The following is an 18889-nucleotide window of genomic DNA, read 5'->3' on the forward strand; positions in this document are numbered from 1 at the left end:
CTTCTACGACGAGGCCTTGCGCTGGGCCGACCGGGGCGGCGAGCTGGCGGCATCGGCCGACAACGCCGAGCGCACCGCCGTGGCGTTGAGCCTGCGCGCCAACGCATGGCATGCGCTGGGGCGCGCCGACGAGGCCTTGTCGGCGTATGAGCAGGCGACCGAGCTGCTGCGTTCCAACGGCGTGCCCGACATCCGCCTGGTGGTCAGCCTGAACAACATCGCCGAGATCCACCGCGGTGTCTGCCGCCATGCGCAGGCACGGGCGCTGTACGACGAAGCCATCGCGCTGGCGAAGCGGCTCGAGCTGCCGGCGTCGGTGACGGGACAGTTGCAGAGCAACCTGGCGCAGGTGCAGGTCACCCTCGGGCAATGGCCGGCGGCGCGGGAGACGCTGCAGGCGTTGTGGCCGCTGGTGCGGCGCGATGGCCTGCCGAAGATGGGGGCGAGGCTGGCGGAAGTGGCCGCGGGCCTCGCTTCGGCGCTGGGGGAGCATGTGCAGGCGGCCAGGCTGCACGGCGTGGCGCTGGCGGGAAGGCGCGAGGATGGGGAGCGGGCCGATCCGGTGGACGAGGCGTTCATCGCGCCGCTGATGGCGGCATCGCGGGGGGCGCTGGGGGTGGAGCGGTTCGAGGCCGAACAGGCTGCAGGGGAGGCGATGACGCAGCAGGAGGTGGAGGGATGGGTGGCGGGTTGGTTGGCCACGCCAGGGTCCTAGGCGCCCAGTCCRATGCAGGCAAACGCCGCATCGGCGAGTCCTTCCCTGAAGTGCAGTTCGGGGCCGAACTGCCCGTCCGCCAGGACGCCATCGATGAGCAGCAGCAGTTGGCGAGCGGCCCGCGCGGGATCGGCGACGCCCAGCAATCGGCACATGTCGGCCAGTCGTCGCACCACCTCGATCTTGTTCTGGGCAGAAAGCGTCTTGCCGACGTGATCGAGGCCCCGGAACTCGGTGGCGGCATTGATGAACGGGCAACCCCGGAACCTGGGAGACGAACTCAGCTTCCCGAACGCATCGAGCAAGCCCCGCAGCTGCGCGCGCGGGTCGTCGGGGTGTCGCCCCGCCATCTCGTCCCACCAGGCAAAGAACAAGCGGTCCTGCTCCCGCAGCACCGCCTCGATCAGCTCATCCTTGGAGGCGAAGTTGCGGTAGAGACTCGTCTTGGACACCCCTGCCCGCTCGGCGATGGTGTCCACGCCCGTCGCAAGAATGCCTTCCCGGTAGAAGGCATCGAGCGCGATGGCGAGGATGCGCTCCCGGGCGGTGGGCTCGCCCTTCGCGGGCGCGCCTCGGCGGGAACGGATTTCCTGGACAGGAATGTTCGAGGTCGTCATGGCGGTCTCCGTTGACAATGGTACAGGTCTGTACCTATAGTTAAAGGAACAGACCTGTACACATCGAAAGCCCTCCATACCATCGCATCAAGACACGTCCGTCGCCCCCGGCGCCGATGTCGAAGCCTTCATCGACGCGCTGCTGCGCATCAAGCGGCCACCCGAGGACGCGCGGACAGTGGATGCCGAGGTCATTTCCTTGCTCGTCGACACCCCCGGAGCGTGGCCTGACGGCGCACAGGTGATGGTGCATGTGAGAAAGCGCGGCCGCGGCCCCCACGCATTGCTCGTCCACGGCTGGCAGGGAAGGACGTCCGACATGGAGACAATCGGCGACGCCCTCGTGGCGTCGGGATTCACCGTGTGGGCCCCCCACCTCCCCGGCCACGGGACCTCCGGCGGAGAGCGCCTGTCCATCCCGCTGGCGGCGCGTGTGTTGCGAGCGGTCGAGGGTGTCGCCGGGCCGCTGGCGCTGGCGGTCGGGCACTCGATCGGCGGGGCCTGCATCGTGCAGGCCCTGGACGAAGGCCTGCAGGTGGGCCGTGTGGCTCTCCTGGCGACGCCGACCCACTATGGCGGGTATGTGCGCGCAATGGCACGGCAAGCGAAATTGGAGGGGGCCACCGTGACGCACCTGCTGAACCGGCTGCAGGAGGTGATCGGCGTCCATCCCGACCGGATCGACATGCGCCGACAGGCTGCGTCGATGCCCCAGCCGGCCCTGTTCATTCACGGGTCCGATGACAAGGTCGTCCCCCACGAAGGTGCGCAGGCCGCCGCGGCCAGCTGGCCTGGCGCTCAATGGCTCCTCCTCGAGGGCCTGGGGCACTACAAGACGCTGCTCGAAGACCCGCGCGTGGTTCGGCGCGTCCTCGAGTTCGCCTCGTCTCGCCTCGCGACCCGGATCGACCAATTTCCGCAGCCAGACTCAAACGACTCAGGCAGCGTGGAGAGGGCCCTTCTTGCGCTTCGAGAAGCGAACGATGAACAGGCCGCAGTTGACGCCTGCGATGCGTTCCTCTGGGCAATGGGCAACAACCACGCAGGCACCTTCTACCCGGTCGTACTGGGTGCCCTTCCCGCGCTGGAGCAGATTCTTGTCAGTGGGCGAGCATGGGCGCAACGCGCCGTCATGGAATCGCTCATCGACCTCGGCGGCACATTCACTCCGGAGCAAGGGTACGAAACATACCTTGGAGTCTCGGTGCAAGAAGCACTGAAGACGTTCATTCATTCCCTGCGCCCCCACCTCGTGGGACTGGCGACGGGAAATGATGYGCGAGCCCGGAGCGCGATTGATCTTCTGGAGCTCATGGATGACCAGGCGGCCTGACCATTTCATCGGGCTGGTACGGCCCCTCACCGCGCCGGAAAAGGGATGCGCCGGCGGATCGCCGATGACCAGGTCGGTCCACCCATCGAGGGAGACAAATATTGGGAAGCGCTTCCACTCTTCCAATCGGAAGGGTGTGTGAAGTTGTTCAGCGGCTAGCCCTCAAGAAGCCGGGCGCACCTCCTCGACCGTCGCCCAGAAGCGTTCGGCCGCCCGCGGCAAGGGCGAGCGCGGCCGGAACAGCCGGATCTCGACCTCGATCACCCACTGTGCGCCGCCCGCGGCGACCAGGCGGCCGGCGGCCAGGTCGTCGGCGATCAGGCTGCGCGGCAGCCAGGCCACGCCGCGGCCGTCCAGCGCCATCGTCTTGAGCACGCTGGCCAGGTGCGCCGTCAGCGCGGATTGCGTGTGCGCCTCGGCCAGCGCACTGCCCCGCAAGGCACGCACCAGGCGGCCGATGCCGGACTCGGCGCTGTACTCGAGCAGCGGCACCGGCTTGCCGCCGCCGTCGTCCAGCCAGTGACGCGGCCGGCTCGAGGCGTCGGGCGCCGACACCGGCAACAGCGCGTCGTGGCCGACCACGGCCCACAGGTGCGATGCCGGGTCCAGCCGGCTCGGCACCTGCTCATGGCCATGGCACAGCAGGAACTGCACGCGGCCCTGCTGCATCAGCGCCTCGCATTGCTGCATCACGTCGGAGATCAGCTGCACCGGGCCCGGCCCTTGCCCTGGTCCTTGCACCAGCCGCGACTCCAGCCCGCGCAGCCAGCCCGGCAGGAAGCTGAACGACAGCGCATGGGTGGACGCGATGCGCAGCGTGGCCGAACTCGCATCGGCCACTGCGCGCGCCTGGTCGGGGATGCCCGCAACGCGCGTGAGCAGCTCCTGCGCCACCGCGCGAAACCACTCCCCGGCCTCCGTCAGCGTGGCGGGCTGGGTGCTCCGGTCGAACAGCACCACGCCCAGCCAGTCTTCCAGCGCCCGCACGCGGCGGCTGAAGGCCGGCTGCGTCATGTGCCGCTCCTGCGCGGCACGCGAGAAGCTGCCGCTGGCCGCCAGGGTCAGGAAATCGTCGAGCCAGATCAGGTTCATGGGCGGTGCTCACAAGGCATGGAAGAAGACTCAAGCGGCATTGGTCAACGGCGGCCGCGGCGCGCAAGATCCACGGCGATTGTTCAACACGATTGTTCGACATACACACAGGAGACAAGACCCATGCGCACGATCCCGAACTACCGCGGCATCATCCCCGCGATCGCCTGCCCGTTCACCGGCGACCACCGCATCGACGAGCCCGCGCTGCGCAAGCACGCCGCGTGGCTGGCCACCCAGCCTGGCGTGGTGGCCGTGATGACCAACGGCCACACCGGCGAAGTGTTCTCGCTGCTGCCGCGCGAGCGCGCCGAGGTGACGCGCATCGTCGCCGACGAACTGAAGGGCCGGCTGCCGGTGATCTCGTCGATCGTCTGCGAAGGCACGCGCGACGCCACCGAGCAGGCCGCGATGGCGCGCGAAGCCGGTGCCAAGGCGCTGGACGTGATGCCGCCGCACCACTGGCTGCGCTTCGGTTTTCGCCCCGACCACGTGACGCGCTACTTCGAGGCCATCGCCTCGGTCGGGCTCGACCTGGTGGCGCACGTCTACCCGGCGTGGACGCGCGCGTCGTACTCGTCGGCCACGCTGGCGGAGCTGGCCCGCCTGCCCGCCGTCGCCGCCTTCAAGGTGGGGCAGCGCGACATGAACAAGTACGCCGCCGACATCGCCGCCATCCGCCAGGCCGATGCGAGCAAGGCGATCCTCACCTGCCACGACGAGTACCTGCTGGCGTCGATGGTGCAAGGCGTGGACGGCGCGCTGGTGGGCTTTGCGACCTTCATCCCGAGCCTGATCAACGACCTGTGGGAAGCCGTGAAGGCCGGCGACCTGAAGCGGGCCGTCGCGGTGCAGGCCGTCATCACGCCGCTGAAGGATGCCGTCTACGGCGGCGGCGAACCGACCGGCGAGGCGCATGCGCGCATGAAGATGGGGATGTACCTGGCCGGCGTGCTCGACTCGCCGACCGTGCGCCCGCCCACCGAGGCGCCGAACGATGCCGAGATGGCCGCGCTGCGTGCAGCGGTCGCCCAGGCCGGCCTGCTCAAGCGCTGAGGAGACCGACATGAACCGCCAACACTTCCTCCTTTGCGCCGCTGCCGCCGCACTGCTCGGCCTGGGAGCCGGCGCCCGCGCCGAACCCTGGCCCGCCAAGCCGATCACGATGGTCATCCCCTTCCCGCCCGGCGGCACGCTCGACGTGGTGGGCCGTCTTCTGGCCCAGAAACTCGGCCAGCAACTCGGCCAGACGGTGATCGTCGACAACCGCGCGGGCGGTGCCGGCACCATCGGCGCCTCGGCGGTGGCCCGCGCACCGGGCGACGGCTACACGCTGCTGTTCAGCGCGTCGACCTTCACCACCACGCCGATGACGCAGAAGACCGCGGCCTACGACGTGGTCAAGGATTTTGCGCCGGTGGCGCTGGTGGCCAAGGCGCCGCTGGCGATCGCCGTCAACAAGAACCTGCCGTTCAACGACGTCAAGGGCCTGCTGACCTACGCACGCGCCCACCCGGGCAAGCTGACCTTCGCGATCGGCTCGACCGGGTCGGCCGGGCACCTGAGCACCGAGATGCTGCGCCGCGCCGGCCAGATGGAATACCTCATCGTGCCCTACAAGGGGTCCGCACCGGCCTACCAGGACCTGATCGGCGGCAGCGTCGATGCCTTCATCGACCCGATCCTCGGCTCGGCTTCGTTCGCGAAGGCGGGCCAGCTGAAGGTGCTGGCCGTCACTTCGAAGAACCGCGTGCCCAGCCAGCCCGACATGCCGACCGTCGGCGAGACGGTGCCGGGCTACGAGTTCTACAGCTGGTACGGCCTGTGGGGCCCGGCCAACCTGCCGAAGGAGATCGCGGTGCGCCTGAATGCCGAGGTCAACAAGGCGCTGGGCACCGACATGCGCGAGCAGCTGACGCCGCAGGGGCTGCTGCTGACGCCGGGCTCGATCGACGACTTCGTGCGCTTCCAGAAGGACGACATGGCGCTGTCGCAGCGCATCGTGACCGAGGGGAAGATCCGTGCCGAGTGAACGCCATGCGGTCGTGACCGGCAGCAGTTCCGGCATCGGGCGGGCGATCGCGCAGGCCTTGCTGGAAGACGGCTGGCTCGTCAGCGGCCTCGACCTGGGGCCGGCGACGCTCGAGCACCTGCATTTCCACGCGCTGCGCGTCGACCTGGCCGACGGCGCGGCGACCGACGCCGCGGTGCAGCACCTGGCCCACGCCCAGGCCTTCGTGCATGCCGCCGGTGTGCTGCGCGTGGGCAGCCTCGGCAGCCTGCAGGCTGCCGACGGCGAACTGATGTGGCGCCTGCATGTGGATGCCGCCGAGCGCATCGGCAACCGGCTGCTGCCGGCCATGGCGGCCGCGGGGCATGGCCGCGTCGTGCTGATCGGCAGCCGCGTCGCGCAGGGCAAGGCCGGCCGCAGCCAGTACGCGGCGACCAAGGCGGCGCTGGCCGGCCTGTCGCGCAGCTGGGCCGCCGAGGTAGTGGCGCACGGCGTGACGGTCAACGTGGTGTCGCCCGCGGCCACGCAGACGGCGATGACCGACGACCCCGCCCGGCAGGCCGCCGCGCCCGTGCTGCCGCCGATCGGGCGGCTCATCCGTCCCGACGAGATCGCCGCGCTGGTGGGCTTCCTGCTCTCGCCCGCGGCGGCGGCCATCACCGGCCAGGACATCCAGATCTGCGGCGGCGCCTCGCTGCCGCGCTGAACACTCCCCAGGAACCCCCCATGAAGATCATCGAGATCCGCGAACAGACCAAGCCCATCCAGTCCAGCATCCGCAACGCATACATCGACTTCTCGAAGATGACGCTGAGCCTGGTCGCCGTGGTCACCGACGTGATCCGCGACGGCAAGCCGGTGATCGGCTACGGCTTCAATTCCAACGGGCGCTACGGCCAGGGTGCGCTGATGCGCGAACGCTTCCTGCCGCGCATCCAGGAGGCCGATCCGGCCAGCCTGCTCGATGCGGAACGCGACAACATCGATCCGCACAAGGTGTGGGCCACGATGATGACCAACGAGAAACCCGGCGGCCACGGCGAGCGCTCGGTGGCGGTCGGCACGATCGACATGGCGGTGTGGGACGCGGTGGCGAAGATCGAAGGCAAGCCGCTGTTCCAGCTGCTGGCCGAGCGCTACGGCACCGGCCGCGCCAACCGCAAGGTGTTCGTCTACGCGGCGGGCGGCTACTACTGGCCGGGCCAGGGCCTGGAAGGGCTGGAGCGCGAGATGCGCGGCTACCTCGACCGCGGCTACTCGGTGGTGAAGAAGAAAATCGGCGGCGCATCGCTGGCCGAAGACTGCAAGCGCATCGAGGCCGTGCTGCGCCTGCTCGGGCCGGGGCAGAAGCTGGCGGTCGACGCGAACGGGCGCTTCGACCTGAAGACTGCCGTCGCGTATGCGAAGGCGCTGTCGCAGTACGACCTGTTCTGGTACGAGGAAGCAGGCGATCCGCTCGACTATGCCCTGCAGGCCGAGCTGGCGCAGCACTATGCCGGGCCGATGGCCACCGGCGAGAACCTGTTCTCGATGCAGGATGCGCGCAACCTGATCCGCTACGGCGGCATGCGGCCCGACCGCGACTGGCTGCAGTTCGACTGCGCGCTCAGCTACGGGCTGGTCGAGTACCTGCGCACGCTGGAGATGCTGAAGGCGCATGGCTGGTCGGCATCGCGTTGCGTGCCGCATGGCGGGCACCAGATGTCGCTGGCCATCGCGGCCGGCCTGGGCCTGGGCGGCAACGAGTCGTACCCGGACCTGTTCCAGCCCTACGGCGGCTTCCCCGATGGCGTGCAGGTCGACAACGGGTATGTCACGTTGCCCGAGCTGCCGGGGATCGGGTTCGAGGGCAAGGCGGATCTGTACGCTCAGATGAAGGGGCTGGCGGGCTGAGTTGTCACGAAGGCGCAAACGCTGCCTGGATGGCTGCCACGAGTTCTGCGGCCAGGGCTTCGTCTGCCAGCGCGGGTATTTCCCTCAGCAGCTTGTTCGACACCTTGCCGCCGTTCTCCCGCACTGAACGGATGATCCGATCGATGTCGCCATCGGGCCCTTCGATGACCTGCTTGACGCGCTCGCGGGCCATGCGCAGGCTGCGCAGATAACCTGCCTCCTTGCGCATCTCCTGCTCGATGGTCAACTGAACCACCTGGGCCAGGTACTCGACGTGGTCGGTCATGTCCGGGTAGCGCCAGGCGGGCAGCGCGTCCTGCCAAGCATCGAATTGCAGGTGGTGGTGCACACCGTCCTCGGCCACTTGCTCCGCGCCAAAGCGCCAGGCCTGGGCGTACTTGCGCATGAACGGTCGCGAGAACAGTTCCAGCACCTGGTCGTAGCCGCGCCGCTGAACGACGCTGCTCGTGATCGTTGCCGACACCGGAAGGATGAAAGGCGCGGGGATGGCGCCATCGCGCCGCAGCACATCGTTGACCAGGAAGCGCGATATCCGGCCGTTGCCGTCGGACATGGGGTGGATGTACACGAAGCCGAACGACAGCACGGCGGCACGCAGCAGCGCGGCTGCGCCTGTCGTGCGCGCCGCAAAGCCGCGCAAGCCCGACAGCAATGCCGCCGTCTCGTCCCAGTGCGGCGCGATGTAGTGAATCACCTCGGTGAAGCCATCCACCTCGCCGACGAACACCGGCGAACGGCGCACGCCGTAGCGCGTCGCACGGGGTCCGAGGATCTGGGACTGCAGTTCGCCCAGTGCGCCTTCCGAAAGCGGGTCCTCGCCCTGCCCACAGCGCTCCTCCATCGCGGAGGCGAAACGCCGCACGCGATCGACGTGCTGCTCTTCATGCTCGATCGCGAAGCTGGCCCGGCTTTCCTTGATCGTCAGCCAGACCGCGCTGCGCAGAAGCAGATCGGCACCGAACTCGACCTCCAGGTCCGCCAGGTGTTCTGCGCAGTCGTACCGCTCGGCCTGCTGCACGCGTGGCGTGCGCAGCACCAGCGGGCAGTAGTCGCGCGTGCCGGGCAGGTTGTCGCGCACACGCCAACGCGGGTTGTTGGTGGGGTGGCTGGCGGTGAGGTAGGCCTCGTCGTCCAGCGCCGCGACGTAGTTGCCGGCGACCACGCCCGGAAACGCCAGGTGCTCTCCAGTCAGGTACTCATAGAAGAATCCGGCACGGCGCGCGTACTGGCCCGTCGGCTCACTCGCCACCCAAGCCGCCAGATCCGCCACCGGCAGCACGCGGAACAAGCGCGCCAGGAACTCCAGGTGGACACCCTCGCGTTTCAGGGCAAAGGTCAGGTGGCCCGCCAAGGTGTCCGCAGGCCGCGCAGCAGGTAGGTATTGCTGATGCACATGCCCATCCTCGCGCACCGTGGCGCGAGACTTGGCAATGCTGCTATCCGTCCGGAATGCCTGGACCGGCGAGACGCCATAGCGCTCAGCTAGCCATTGGTATCCGATCCAATCGGCCACTTAGATCCCCGCAGTTTCGATCGACTTTGATTATTTTCCGCAGATTTTGATTAGAAAACGCCATTCATCAGAAAAAACGTTTATGCGGAGGCGTCGAGGTGCCTAGATTGTCGATTCGGCCGGTCTCCATTCGTCGCGGGGTAAGGCGGCGGAATCGTTCCGCTGCGCCACGCCCCAGGAGACCCGACCATGCGATTCCTTTCGATGATCCGCATCGACGAAACCACCGGCCACGTGCCCAGCGAGCAGCTGATGGCCGACATGGGCCGGCTGATCGAGGAGCTGACCCGCACCGGGCAGCTGGTGAGCACCGCCGGCCTGCGGCCCACCGCCGAAGGCGTGCGCGTGCGGCTTCACCGCGGCGGCAGGCTCACGGTGATCGACGGCCCGTTCACCGAGGCCAAGGAGGTCATCGGGGGCTACGCGATCCTCGAGGCGCAGTCGAAGGCCGAGGCCGTCGAGTTGACGCGGCGCTTCCTCCAGGTGCACGGCACCGATTGGGACGTCGAGTGCGAGGTACGCCAGCTCGACGGGCCGGAGTGCGGCGGCACGCCCTGATGCAGGCATCACGCCGCTTCAGATCACGTCGAATCGACAAAGGACCGGATCATGCATTCCTGGACCCATGCGCTGCGCGCGCACTATCGCTGGATCATCGTGGCCGCCGGTGGCGTGCTCGGCTGCGTGGCAATCGGCGGGCTGTTCTCGCTGCCGGTGTTCCTGCGGCCGATCGCACAGGACACAGGGTGGTCCACCACCGGGATCTCCACCGCGATGACGCTGGCCTTCGGGGCGCTCGCGCTCGGCAGCATCGCCTGGGGCTGGCTCTGCGACCGCGTGGGCCCGCGCATCGTGGTGCTGGCCGGTTCCGTGCTGCTCAGCACCGGGCTCGCGCTGTCCAGCCTGGCGACATCGCTCCTCGCGTTCCAGCTGTCGTTCGGCGCGGTCGTTGGCTTCAGCGCGGCGGCGATCTTCGCGCCGATGATGGCGTGCGTCACCGGGTGGTTCGACACGCGGCGCAGCCTGGCGGTGTCACTGGTGTCGGCCGGCATGGGGATGGCGCCGATGACGATGTCGCCGCTGGCCGCGTGGCTGGTGCAGGGCCACGACTGGCGAACCGCGCTGCAGGTCATCGCGGCCCTGGCCGCGGCCATCATGCTGCCCGTGGCGTTGCTGGTGCGCCGCCCGCCGGCGCTCGCCCAAGCGCCGGCCGCAGCAGCACCGGGCGCGGCGCAGCAGCCGGCCACATCCGTCGGGCAGGCCATGCGCTCCGCGCCGTTCCTGATCCTGGTGCTGACGAGCTTCCTGAGCTGCGCCACCCACTCGGGGCCGATCTTCCACACGGTGAGCTACGCCGTCACCTGCGGCATCCCGCTGATGGCGGCGGTGTCGATCTACAGCCTGGAAGGGCTCGCGGGCCTGGGTGGGCGCCTCGTGTTCGGGCTGCTGGGCGACCGCTTCGGAGCCGCGCGCGTGCTGGTGCTGGCGCTGCTCGCCCAGGCGATCGTGGTGCTGGGCTACGTGTCCGCGCGCGAGCTGGGGAGCTTCTACACCGTCGCTGCGCTGTTCGGCTTCACCTATGCGGGCGTGATGCCGCTGTTCGCCGTGCTGGCGCGCGAGAATTTCCCGCTGCGCATGATGGGCACGGTGATCGGCAGCATCACGATGGCCAGCAGCCTCGGCATGGCGCTGGGGCCGGTGCTGGGTGGGCTGATCTACGACGCGTGGTCCAGCTATGCGTGGCTCTTCATCGGCGCGTTCGCGCTGGGCATCGGGGCCTTCCTGTCGGCGCTGGCGTTCACACGGTTGCCGCGGCGTGAGACCATCGCCGCGGCGGCGTGAGGTACCAGCGACCCGTCTTTCGCTTGGCTGCCTGGGCAGGCAGACGGCCGCGCCTGCCCACCAGATCCTCTCTGCTGAGCACGTACTCGGCGTCAGCCGAGCAGGGCGAAGCAGATGCCGCGAAACGTGCCGGCGAAGCACTCGCACAGGCGCTCGCCCCAGGCGGCGCCTCGAGCCCTTTGCTGATTCAAAACCAAGGGAGCTTCGCTGTCGGCGGGATGGTGAAGACGACCCCTGGAAGCTACGACAACAACAAGCCGACGGCGTCGGGGCAAGGTTTCCACGGCGACCACCTCTATGCGTTCTACCAGGTGCCGAAGGACCCGAAGGGCTACGAGTTCGACGGGGTCAGCCACCTCGGGACGTGACACGTGAGACCAGGCTGGCAATGATCCGCAATTGCAGCGCCGGATGCGTCACCTCACTACCACCTGGCTGCGACTCGCGCGACGGCACTGAATCTTTCGGAGGCTCAGTTCAGCCTTCTCAGCGTCCGAGAGAAGCGAGCAGGGGTCGATCGCGTCCGCGCTCGCCGCAGGTGCGAGCATCGCCGCAAGGACCGTGATGGCAAAAGCGTGACGGCTCATGACGGGCACCCCTGGTGGCGGCCAACAAGAAGCAGACGGCGAACCTGCCGCTTTGCACGACGACATTATTGCGAGGCCTGCTTCGGTGAGGCACGTCTTTACCCAGCAGCGGTTGGCCGTCCCCGGCCTCGCCCGCTCAGGCTTGCGTCGTGCCTGCCTGTGACTCGGTCGCCGGCACGGCGATGCCCAGGGCCAACGCCGTGCTCAGGAACCACAGGATCTCGAAGGCCGAGAGCCGGCCCGCCGCGGCCGCTTCGCCAACGCCCATGGCGCGCTGCGTCCAGGCGGTCACCAGCCGCGGCGTGCTCGGGCGCGCGAGGGCCGCAGGCTCGGGCGCGCGCGTGAGCTGGTAGCGGCCATTGATGGTGCGAGGCGAAACGCCCTGGTCGATGAGGACGTGCGTCAGGCCCCACAGCAAGGTCGACAGCCGCAAGGTGTGGGTCGCGCCCGGCCACGAAACGGCATCGGGCGCGCGTTGCGGGTCGGCCACATTCAACGGCCGCGCCAGCAGTTCGGCCTGCGACAGCGAACTCGTGATGTCGCCCGTTCGGAAGTCGACGACCAGGCCGTGCCCGTCACCCACGCCGACCAGCGTTCGTCGACGCTCGCCGGCGAGCAGTGCTCCGACCAGCTGGTCCCGCAATGCGTGCAGCGCCATGCGGGCATGCTCGCGCTGCACGGCGCCGCGCGCCAGCTCGTACAGCGCTGCGGCGGCTTCGAGCACATCGGTCATTTCACTGACCCGCAGCGGCGAGGCCACCGACAGGCCGCGCGGCGAGTCGGCCGGCGTCGCGCCGCGTGGCGTGAGCCGAACCAGCACCCGCGGTGGCGAGACGTACTGCGACCAGTCGTGCGGCACGAAGAGCGTGGTGCAGGCGGTGGCGTCTTCCACCCAGCGCAGGCGCAGGCCGGCCTGGCCGTCGAGCATGCGCGTCATCGAGACCAGCACGGCACGATCGCGTGCATCGAGGCCCAATGCGGCGATGTCGAGCGCACGCCCCGGCGGCGATGCGCTCGCAGAGGAGGGGCCGGCAGCAGGCGGGCCGAGGTGTTCGGATGGTTCTGGCATCGGGCGGGTCGAGTGCTCGCGGAGTGCACCGACGGCCAGTCTAGCGACTCGCCTGATGTTGTGCGGCCAGGGGTGGGTTCACGCCAAGTGGCACAAGGCGGTCATCGACCGACGCCCCTGTGCAAAAGAAGGCGCAAAAAATCACTAGACGACTGGTCTAATTCAGCTTAGAGTCCTGCCCATGCGCCCCGCCCATGACACTGTAGACACCCGCCGGAACATCCTCGACGCCGCTCAGCGGATCATGAGCGGAAAAGGTTTCTCGGCGGTCGGGTTGAACGAGATCCTGAGTTTTGCCAGTGTCCCGAAAGGATCGTTCTACCACTACTTCGAGTCCAAGGATGCCCTTGGCGAGGCGATGCTGACCGACTATTTCGATGCCTACCTGACCGACATGGATCGCACGCTGAACATGCCGGGTGAAAGTGCGGCGCAGCGGTTGATGAACTACTGGCTCCAGTGGGCGCTGACGCAGCAGAGTTTCGACTGCCAGGGCAAATGTCTGGCCGTGAAACTGGGCGCGGAGGTCGCTGATCTCTCCGAGTCGATGCGCCAGGCGCTCAAGACCGGCACGGCCGAAATCATCGGCAGAATCGCCGTCACCATCGAGGCTGGGGCAGCCGATGGTTCCCTGCAAGTTGAAGGTCGCGCCGATGAGGTCGCGCAGAACCTCTATCAACTCTGGCTGGGCGCCAGCGTGATGGCGAAGATCGTGCGCGACGTCCAACCGTTTGAAGCAACACTTCAGATGACGCGCCGGATATTGCACTTGCCCCGCCACTGATGGTGGGAAGGCCCGAAAGAATGCGCCCAGCGCATTTTTTTTGGGATCGATCACTAGACGACCGGTCTAATAGTGGCTCGGCCGACGTCCTGTTTTCCTCGCCACTGCACCTTTGAAAGGAATGAAGATGAAGATCCTGATTGTCCTGACCTCCCACGATCAACTGGGCGACACCGGCCTCAAGACCGGTTTCTGGCTGGAAGAACTCGCAGCCCCCTACTACGAGTTCAAGGCGGCCGGCGCCGACATCGTGCTGGCCTCGCCCCAAGGCGGCCAGCCGCCGCTGGATCCCAAGAGCAACACCGAAGCGTTCCGCACCGACGCGACCCGGCGATTCGAGGCGGACGCCTACGCCATGGCCGCGCTGGCAAGCACGGTGCCATTGGCCGAGGTCACGCACGAAGGATTCGATGCGGTGTTCTATCCCGGTGGGCACGGCCCGCTGTGGGACCTGGCCGAAGACCCGAACTCGGTCAAGCTGATCGAGACCACCTTGCAGGCCGGCAAGCCGGTGGCTTTGGTGTGCCATGCGCCGGGTGCCCTTCGCCACGCCAGGCGTGCGGACGGCCAGCCGCTGGTGAACGGCCTGAAGGTCACTGGCTTCACCAATTCCGAGGAAGCCGCGGTGGAGTTGACCGACGTGGTGCCATTCCTCGTGGAGGACGAGCTCAAGCGTCTTGGCGGTCGCTTCGACCGGGCGGCCGACTGGCAGTCCTTCGTGGTGCAGGACGGCCTCCTGATCACCGGCCAGAACCCGGCCTCGTCCGCGGAGGCGGCGACGCGTGTGATGGCGCAGCTGGCGCGCTGAACGATGTTGGCGCGAATCCGCGCGAGGCGCGCCGCATCCCTTTCCTGAACCCCGGCTGCGCGCTCCGCGAGCAGCGCAGACGGATTCCATTCACCCAGGGTAGTCCATGCCGAATCTTGTGAAAACGCTGCCCCTCGCGGATGCGAGGGCCATGGTCGCCGCCGCGGAGGCCCATGCGGCCGGGCTGGCCATCAACAAGGCCTTCACGGCCGCGATGTCCGGCAAGAGCGGCAAGCCGTCGATCGAGCCCGCGATGTCGCACCGCGCACAGAGCGCCGATATCCCCGCCGCGAAGGACAACTCCGGGCTGACCCTGGCCGCCGGTATCGCCTGCATCGTGCTGGTCGCCATCGACCTGCGCCCGGCCATCGTGTCGGTGGGGCCGCTGCTCGGACAGATCCGTGGCGACTTCGGAATCTCCAACGCGCAGGCCTCTCTGTTGACCGCGATCCCCAACCTCCTCATGGGCATGCTGGCTTTGCCCGCGCCGTGGCTGGCCCGGCGATTCGGCAGGGATCGCGTCATCCTGGCCGCACTCGCCGTGCTGAGCATCGCCACGCTGCTCAGGGCCTTCGTCCAAACGACGACGCAACTGCTGGTCACCACGGCAGGCGTGGGTGCAGGTATCGCGGTCGCCGGCGCCCTGATCTCGGGCTTCGTCAAGGCCCGCTTTCCGCGGCATGTTCCGTTGCTGATGGGTCTGTACGCAATGTCGATCGGCCTGGGCAGCACGCTGGCCGCAGCCGCGACCGCGCCCCTCGCAGCTATTGGCGGGTGGCGACTCGGAACGGGCGCTTGGGCGCTACCGGGGCTGACCGCCATCGCAGCGTGGTGGGTCGTGTCCCGATCCGAGGGAATCGGGCTGGCTCCTGTCTCAGCGGTTGCCGGAGCGCATCGCCATCCCCTGGGCTCGGCAAGCGCCTGGCTGGCGGCAGCCTACTTCGCGACCAACAACTTCCTGTTCTTCGGCTTCCTGTCCTGGATTGCGCCGATGTATCGGGAACTCGGTGCGACGCAAGCGTACGCAGGGATGCTGCTCGCCAGCTTCACGATGGCGTTCATGTTGTCCAACCCGCTGCCGGCATTGCTTTCCAGGCGCGAGGATCGCCGATGGTTGATCGGACTGTTCGCCAGCATCGCTCTTGTCGGGCTCTTAGCGACCGCAGTCGCGCCGAGGTTCATGCCCTTGGTGGCGATCCCCATCGTGGCATGCGGTATCGGTGCGTCGTTCTCGCTCGGCATGACACTTCCGCTCGACAACGTCTCGGGCCCGGAGGAGGCCAACTCCTGGACGTCTTTCGTGCTGTTCATCGGCTACTCTCTGGGAGCGCTCGGGCCTCTCACACTTGGGCTCCTGCGGGATCGAACCGGCAGCTTTCAAGCAGGCCTTTGGACTTTGGTGGCCGCCGCAGCGTTCATGGTGTCACTGGCTCCGTCTCTCACGCCGACACGCCGCCATGACAGGCTGCAGCGTGCCGGAGGGGCGGCGGCTCAACTCTCATGAGACGTTGGGGACAAATGCGCCCCGGGCGATGCAGGGGATGGCACGCGGCATTTGCGGGTCCGCGGCGTGCCCGCCGTGACGCAGTGGCACCTCCCAGGGCGGCATCGCCGCTCGCCGCTCAAGCCTTCACTTCGACCACCTGTTCGAAGCCGCCGAAGATCATGCGTTTGCCGTCGAAGGGCATCGGCGGGTTGCCGGGTGTGGACGGATCCATGCGCGGGTCTTCGATCATCTTCTTCATGCCTGCGTCACGCGTGGCYTYGTCCGGCCATTCGACCCACGAAAAGGCCACCGTCTCCTCACCCGTGGCCTGGACTGCGCGGCGGAAATCGGTCACTTTGCCGTCGGGGACGTCGTCGCCCCAACCTTCGATCACGCGGAGCGCACCCAGCTCGATGAACAGCGAGTCGAAATGGCGCGCGTGCTCGATGAACTTCTGCTTGTTGGCGGTGGGGACCGCGATCACGAAACCATCGATGTAGGACATGTCTTCACTCCTGTTGAATTGAACGATCGGCGCGCCCGCCTGAGGGCACCTCGTATCCAACGACGAACGACGGGCAGCCAGATCGACATGGCGTGCCTTTCAACAACACCCGCTCCCGGGCGGGAGCGCTACGTCTTGACCGCGGGCGCCTGATGCCGCTGACGGGCCGCAACACCCGCGACGAAGAGGCCGAATGCGTCGAGCAGCGGTGCGGCGTCGAAGGACGGGCCCTCCAGCGTCGCCAGCGCCTGCACGGTAGCTTCCAGTGTCGAGACCTGGTTGGCTCGCCGCGCCGCGCGAATCACACGGTAGCGGGTCGGCGCTGGCGCGTCCAGCGACAGCCGCGGCAGCGCCGCCAGGGTCGGGTGCTCCAGCAGCATGCGCAGGCTCTTGCGCCACGTCGCATCGATGACCACCAGACGCACAGGCGCACCCGCCGTTGTCCCAGGGGCTGACGACGCCGGGGCGGCAGGCACGTCTGGATAGAGCAGCCGCGTGTCCCTCCCAGGCCTCTGCAACAGTGCCGCCAGCGCCCCAGGCTCGAAGCGCTCGCCAACGACCACCTCGCAGTGCGCCAGAGACAGTCGCAGCAGCGCGACGCTGTTCTTGGCCTGTCGCTGTTCCTGCGGGTGCTGCAGAACCAGCACTTCGGTGCGATGGGCGGTCGCCTTCGTCAGCGCACACAAGCAGGTCACCTGCGGCCGCAGGCAGCGCGCGCAAGCCACGCGGCAGAGGGTTGACGTACCGTTCACGCCGGCATGTTCGCACGCCGAGGAAAACGACAATTGGGGGCTCATCCTTCAGACCCGGCCCGCGAAAGCCCGCCGCACCGCCACGGCCGCGGCCCATTGGGCGCCGCGCGCCTGCAGCAAGGCATCCTGCGCACGCAGCTGGCTGCGGTGCACGTCGAGCACGGTGTCCAGCCCGACGAGGCCGGCGTCGAACATCCGCTGGCTGCGGCGCGAGGCGTCGTTGCCGGCGCGCAGGGCCTGCTCCAGCGCGCTGGCGCTGGTGTCGGCAGCCGCCTGCTGCACCAGCGCGATTTCCGCATCGGCCAGGGCGCCGAGCATCGCCTTCTCGTACGCCGCCATGGCCTCCTCGGCCCGCGCTTCGTGGACGGCGATGTTCGAGCGGATGCGGCCCCCATCGAGGATCGGCAGCGACACCGTCAGCCCATAGCCGACGACCAGCGCGGGCGACGCACTCGCCCCGTCGACGGCCAGGCGCTCCTTGCGCCCGGCCCAGTCGAGCTGGATGCGGGGATAGAGGTCGCGCTTGGCCACGCCGAGACGCGCCGCGGCGGCCTCGACGGCGCGCGCCTGCAACTGCACGTCGGGCCGGCGCTCCAGCAGCTCTGCGGGCAGCGGCGCGGCAAGGCCCGCAGCCGGTGCGCCGGTGAAGGCGGCGCTGCCGAGCGCAGCCGTCGTCGAGGGCGCCCCGCCGCACAGCACGGCCAGTTGCCGCAGCCGGCTGCGCTGTGCGCCTTGCAGCTGGGCCGCGGCCGCCTCTTCCTGGCGCAGCTCGGCGAGGAGCCGGTCCGTGTCCAGCACGCTCGATTGACCGGCTTCGAAACGACGCCGCAGCACGTCGACCTGCCGCTGCAGCGTCGCGACGGCGTCCCGGCTCACGGCCTCGCGCTGCGCCAGCGCCTGGATCTCGAACCAGGCCGTGGCCACCTCGGCAGCGATCGCCACGCGCAGGGCCTGGTTCGCCAGCTCGGCGCCCTGCGCATCGCGCCGGGCCGCGGTGCCGGCCATCCCCTTGGCACCGAACAGGTCGAGCTCCCAGCTCGCACGGAAGCCGATCGACGTCACGTCGGCCTTCGGGTCCGCGCTCGAATCGCGCCCGCGGCTCGCAGCGGCCGCCAAGCCGAGCTGCGGCCGGCGATCCGCATCGGCCGCATCGACCCCGGCGCGCGCCTGGGCCACGCGCGCAGCGGCGATCCGCAGGTCGCGGTTGGCCTGCAGCGCGGTCTCGATCAGCGCGTSGAGCTCCGCGCTGCCGAAGTCCCGCCACCAGGCGTCGCCGGCACGGCCAGCCTCGCCCGCAACGGGCGGCGTATCGATGCTCCACGCAGCGGGAAGCGCCAGCGAAGGCTGCGGGGCCACGGCCGATGTGGCGCAGCCTGCCAGGGCCGACAGCAGCGCGACGCAGGCACCGACGTGGGTTCGGGCGAAGGGGGACATGAACGATCTCCGGTTGACGTGTCGATGGTAATTACTTTACTATACGTATAGTACAGTTTCAATCCTCGAGGAGGCCCTCATGACCAACCCACCGGGGCGCAGCAGCTCCCGCGAAAAGCTGCTCGACGCGGCGGCCGAGCTGATCACCCAAGGCAGCGTGCAGGAGCTGACCCTCGAAGCCGTGGCCGCGGCCGCCGGTGTCACCAAGGGCGGCCTGATCTATCACTTCAAGACCAAGGATGACTTGCTCGGCGCACTGGTCGAACGCATGATCGAGCAGCTCGACCAGCGCAGCCGCGACAAGGCAGCCAAACGCGGTGACACCACCAGTGCGCTGCTGCAGGCCCTGGTCGACGACACCTTCGACATGCCGCGCAGCGAGAAGCTGCTGCTGACGAACCTGCTCGCCGCCGTCACGAGCTACCCG

General features: G+C 68.4%; 19 protein-coding genes and 1 pseudogene. 13 read left to right on the forward strand and 7 right to left on the reverse strand.

Features of this window, described 5'->3' with window-relative positions; all coding sequences use genetic code 11:
• Positions 1–715: tetratricopeptide repeat protein (locus AC1D1T_RS18995; protein WP_477992305.1), on the forward strand; the 715-nt coding region annotated here is incomplete at its 5' end.
• On the opposite strand, the gene AC1D1T_RS19000 is transcribed toward AC1D1T_RS18995, so the two are convergent.
• Entirely contained in the window at positions 712–1332 is a 621-nt protein-coding gene (locus AC1D1T_RS19000; RefSeq protein WP_156155082.1) for a TetR/AcrR family transcriptional regulator, read from the reverse strand. The genes AC1D1T_RS18995 and AC1D1T_RS19000 overlap by 4 nt on opposite strands.
• A 178-nt stretch (positions 1333–1510) precedes the next feature.
• On the opposite strand from AC1D1T_RS19000, the gene AC1D1T_RS19005 reads away from it, so the two are divergent.
• Positions 1511–2665 carry an alpha/beta fold hydrolase gene (locus AC1D1T_RS19005; RefSeq protein WP_477992306.1) on the forward strand — a complete coding sequence of 385 codons (1155 nt, stop codon included), beginning with the start codon at positions 1511–1513 and terminating at the stop codon, positions 2663–2665.
• A gap of 162 nt (positions 2666–2827) precedes the next feature.
• Here the strand turns inward: AC1D1T_RS19005 and AC1D1T_RS19010 are convergent, their stop codons facing one another.
• On the reverse strand, positions 2828–3757 hold the full coding sequence (locus tag AC1D1T_RS19010) for a LysR family transcriptional regulator (protein WP_477827911.1): 930 nt from the start codon (positions 3755–3757) through the stop codon (positions 2828–2830).
• A 123-nt stretch (positions 3758–3880) separates the two neighbouring features.
• Between AC1D1T_RS19010 and AC1D1T_RS19015 the strand changes: the two genes are divergently transcribed.
• Genes AC1D1T_RS19015 through AC1D1T_RS19030 form a run of 4 tightly spaced genes read left to right on the forward strand, consistent with a single transcriptional unit; the run spans position 3881 to position 7661 of the window.
• The gene (locus AC1D1T_RS19015) at positions 3881–4813 is read left to right on the forward strand and encodes a dihydrodipicolinate synthase family protein (protein WP_047510502.1); all 933 of its coding nucleotides are present in this window, start codon (positions 3881–3883) and stop codon (positions 4811–4813) included.
• Between the two features lie 10 nt (positions 4814–4823).
• The gene (locus tag AC1D1T_RS19020; protein ID WP_477992307.1) at positions 4824–5789 is read left to right on the forward strand and encodes a Bug family tripartite tricarboxylate transporter substrate binding protein; all 966 of its coding nucleotides are present in this window, start codon (positions 4824–4826) and stop codon (positions 5787–5789) included.
• On the forward strand, positions 5779–6474 hold the full coding sequence (locus AC1D1T_RS19025) for an SDR family NAD(P)-dependent oxidoreductase (protein ID WP_477843043.1): 696 nt from the start codon (positions 5779–5781) through the stop codon (positions 6472–6474). The genes AC1D1T_RS19020 and AC1D1T_RS19025 overlap by 11 nt, the downstream gene beginning before the upstream one ends.
• 20 nt (positions 6475–6494) lie before the next feature.
• Positions 6495–7661, forward strand: coding sequence for a mandelate racemase/muconate lactonizing enzyme family protein (locus AC1D1T_RS19030; RefSeq protein ID WP_477828486.1), 1167 nt, complete (start codon positions 6495–6497; stop codon positions 7659–7661).
• A gap of 4 nt (positions 7662–7665) precedes the next feature.
• On the opposite strand, the gene AC1D1T_RS19035 is transcribed toward AC1D1T_RS19030, so the two are convergent.
• Positions 7666–9195 carry a Fic family protein gene (locus tag AC1D1T_RS19035; protein ID WP_477843039.1) on the reverse strand — a complete coding sequence of 510 codons (1530 nt, stop codon included), beginning with the start codon at positions 9193–9195 and terminating at the stop codon, positions 7666–7668.
• 189 nt (positions 9196–9384) lie between these two features.
• Here AC1D1T_RS19035 and AC1D1T_RS19040 point away from each other — a divergent pair, with 189 nt between their 5' ends.
• The 3 genes and pseudogenes from AC1D1T_RS19040 to AC1D1T_RS19050 form a co-directional block, all read left to right on the forward strand.
• Positions 9385–9753: a YciI family protein gene (locus tag AC1D1T_RS19040; RefSeq protein WP_477843037.1), complete on the forward strand. Its 369-nt coding sequence runs from the start codon at positions 9385–9387 to the stop codon at positions 9751–9753.
• A gap of 51 nt (positions 9754–9804) precedes the next feature.
• Positions 9805–11037: an MFS transporter gene (locus AC1D1T_RS19045; protein ID WP_477843035.1), complete on the forward strand. Its 1233-nt coding sequence runs from the start codon at positions 9805–9807 to the stop codon at positions 11035–11037.
• Positions 11038–11111: 74 nt separating this feature from the next.
• A pseudogene (locus AC1D1T_RS19050) lies at positions 11112–11366 on the forward strand (hypothetical protein); the annotation flags it as partial.
• A 394-nt stretch (positions 11367–11760) separates the two neighbouring features.
• Here AC1D1T_RS19050 and AC1D1T_RS19055 read toward each other — a convergent pair.
• Positions 11761–12693, reverse strand: a complete 933-nt coding sequence (locus tag AC1D1T_RS19055; RefSeq protein ID WP_477992308.1) for a hypothetical protein — start codon at positions 12691–12693, stop codon at positions 11761–11763.
• A gap of 181 nt (positions 12694–12874) precedes the next feature.
• On the opposite strand from AC1D1T_RS19055, the gene AC1D1T_RS19060 reads away from it, so the two are divergent.
• The 3 genes from AC1D1T_RS19060 to AC1D1T_RS19070 all read left to right on the forward strand — a co-directional run bounded on the left by AC1D1T_RS19060 (position 12875) and on the right by AC1D1T_RS19070 (position 15789).
• Positions 12875–13477, forward strand: coding sequence for a TetR/AcrR family transcriptional regulator (locus tag AC1D1T_RS19060; protein WP_477841563.1), 603 nt, complete (start codon positions 12875–12877; stop codon positions 13475–13477).
• A 127-nt stretch (positions 13478–13604) separates the two neighbouring features.
• A complete protein-coding gene (locus AC1D1T_RS19065) occupies positions 13605–14285 on the forward strand; it encodes a type 1 glutamine amidotransferase domain-containing protein (protein ID WP_465112609.1) in 681 nt (226 codons plus the stop codon).
• Between the two features lie 106 nt (positions 14286–14391).
• The gene (locus tag AC1D1T_RS19070; RefSeq protein ID WP_477841565.1) at positions 14392–15789 is read left to right on the forward strand and encodes an MFS transporter; all 1398 of its coding nucleotides are present in this window, start codon (positions 14392–14394) and stop codon (positions 15787–15789) included.
• A 118-nt stretch (positions 15790–15907) separates the two neighbouring features.
• Here AC1D1T_RS19070 and AC1D1T_RS19075 read toward each other — a convergent pair whose 3' ends face one another.
• From AC1D1T_RS19075 to AC1D1T_RS19085, 3 genes are all read right to left on the reverse strand, one after another.
• Complete coding sequence (locus AC1D1T_RS19075) at positions 15908–16276, reverse strand: DUF1428 domain-containing protein (protein WP_477992309.1); 369 nt, start codon at positions 16274–16276, stop codon at positions 15908–15910.
• A gap of 128 nt (positions 16277–16404) precedes the next feature.
• Positions 16405–17073 (reverse strand): tRNA-uridine aminocarboxypropyltransferase, encoded by a 669-nt coding sequence (locus AC1D1T_RS19080; protein WP_477992310.1) that lies wholly within the window; start codon positions 17071–17073, stop codon positions 16405–16407.
• A gap of 3 nt (positions 17074–17076) precedes the next feature.
• Positions 17077–18462 (reverse strand): efflux transporter outer membrane subunit, encoded by a 1386-nt coding sequence (locus AC1D1T_RS19085; RefSeq protein WP_477992311.1) that lies wholly within the window; start codon positions 18460–18462, stop codon positions 17077–17079.
• 79 nt (positions 18463–18541) lie between these two features.
• Here AC1D1T_RS19085 and AC1D1T_RS19090 point away from each other — a divergent pair.
• The coding region (locus AC1D1T_RS19090; RefSeq protein ID WP_477992312.1) for a TetR/AcrR family transcriptional regulator at positions 18542–18889 on the forward strand (348 nt) is incomplete at its 3' end.

Source organism: Rhizobacter sp. P2_H3, from assembly GCF_056403355.1.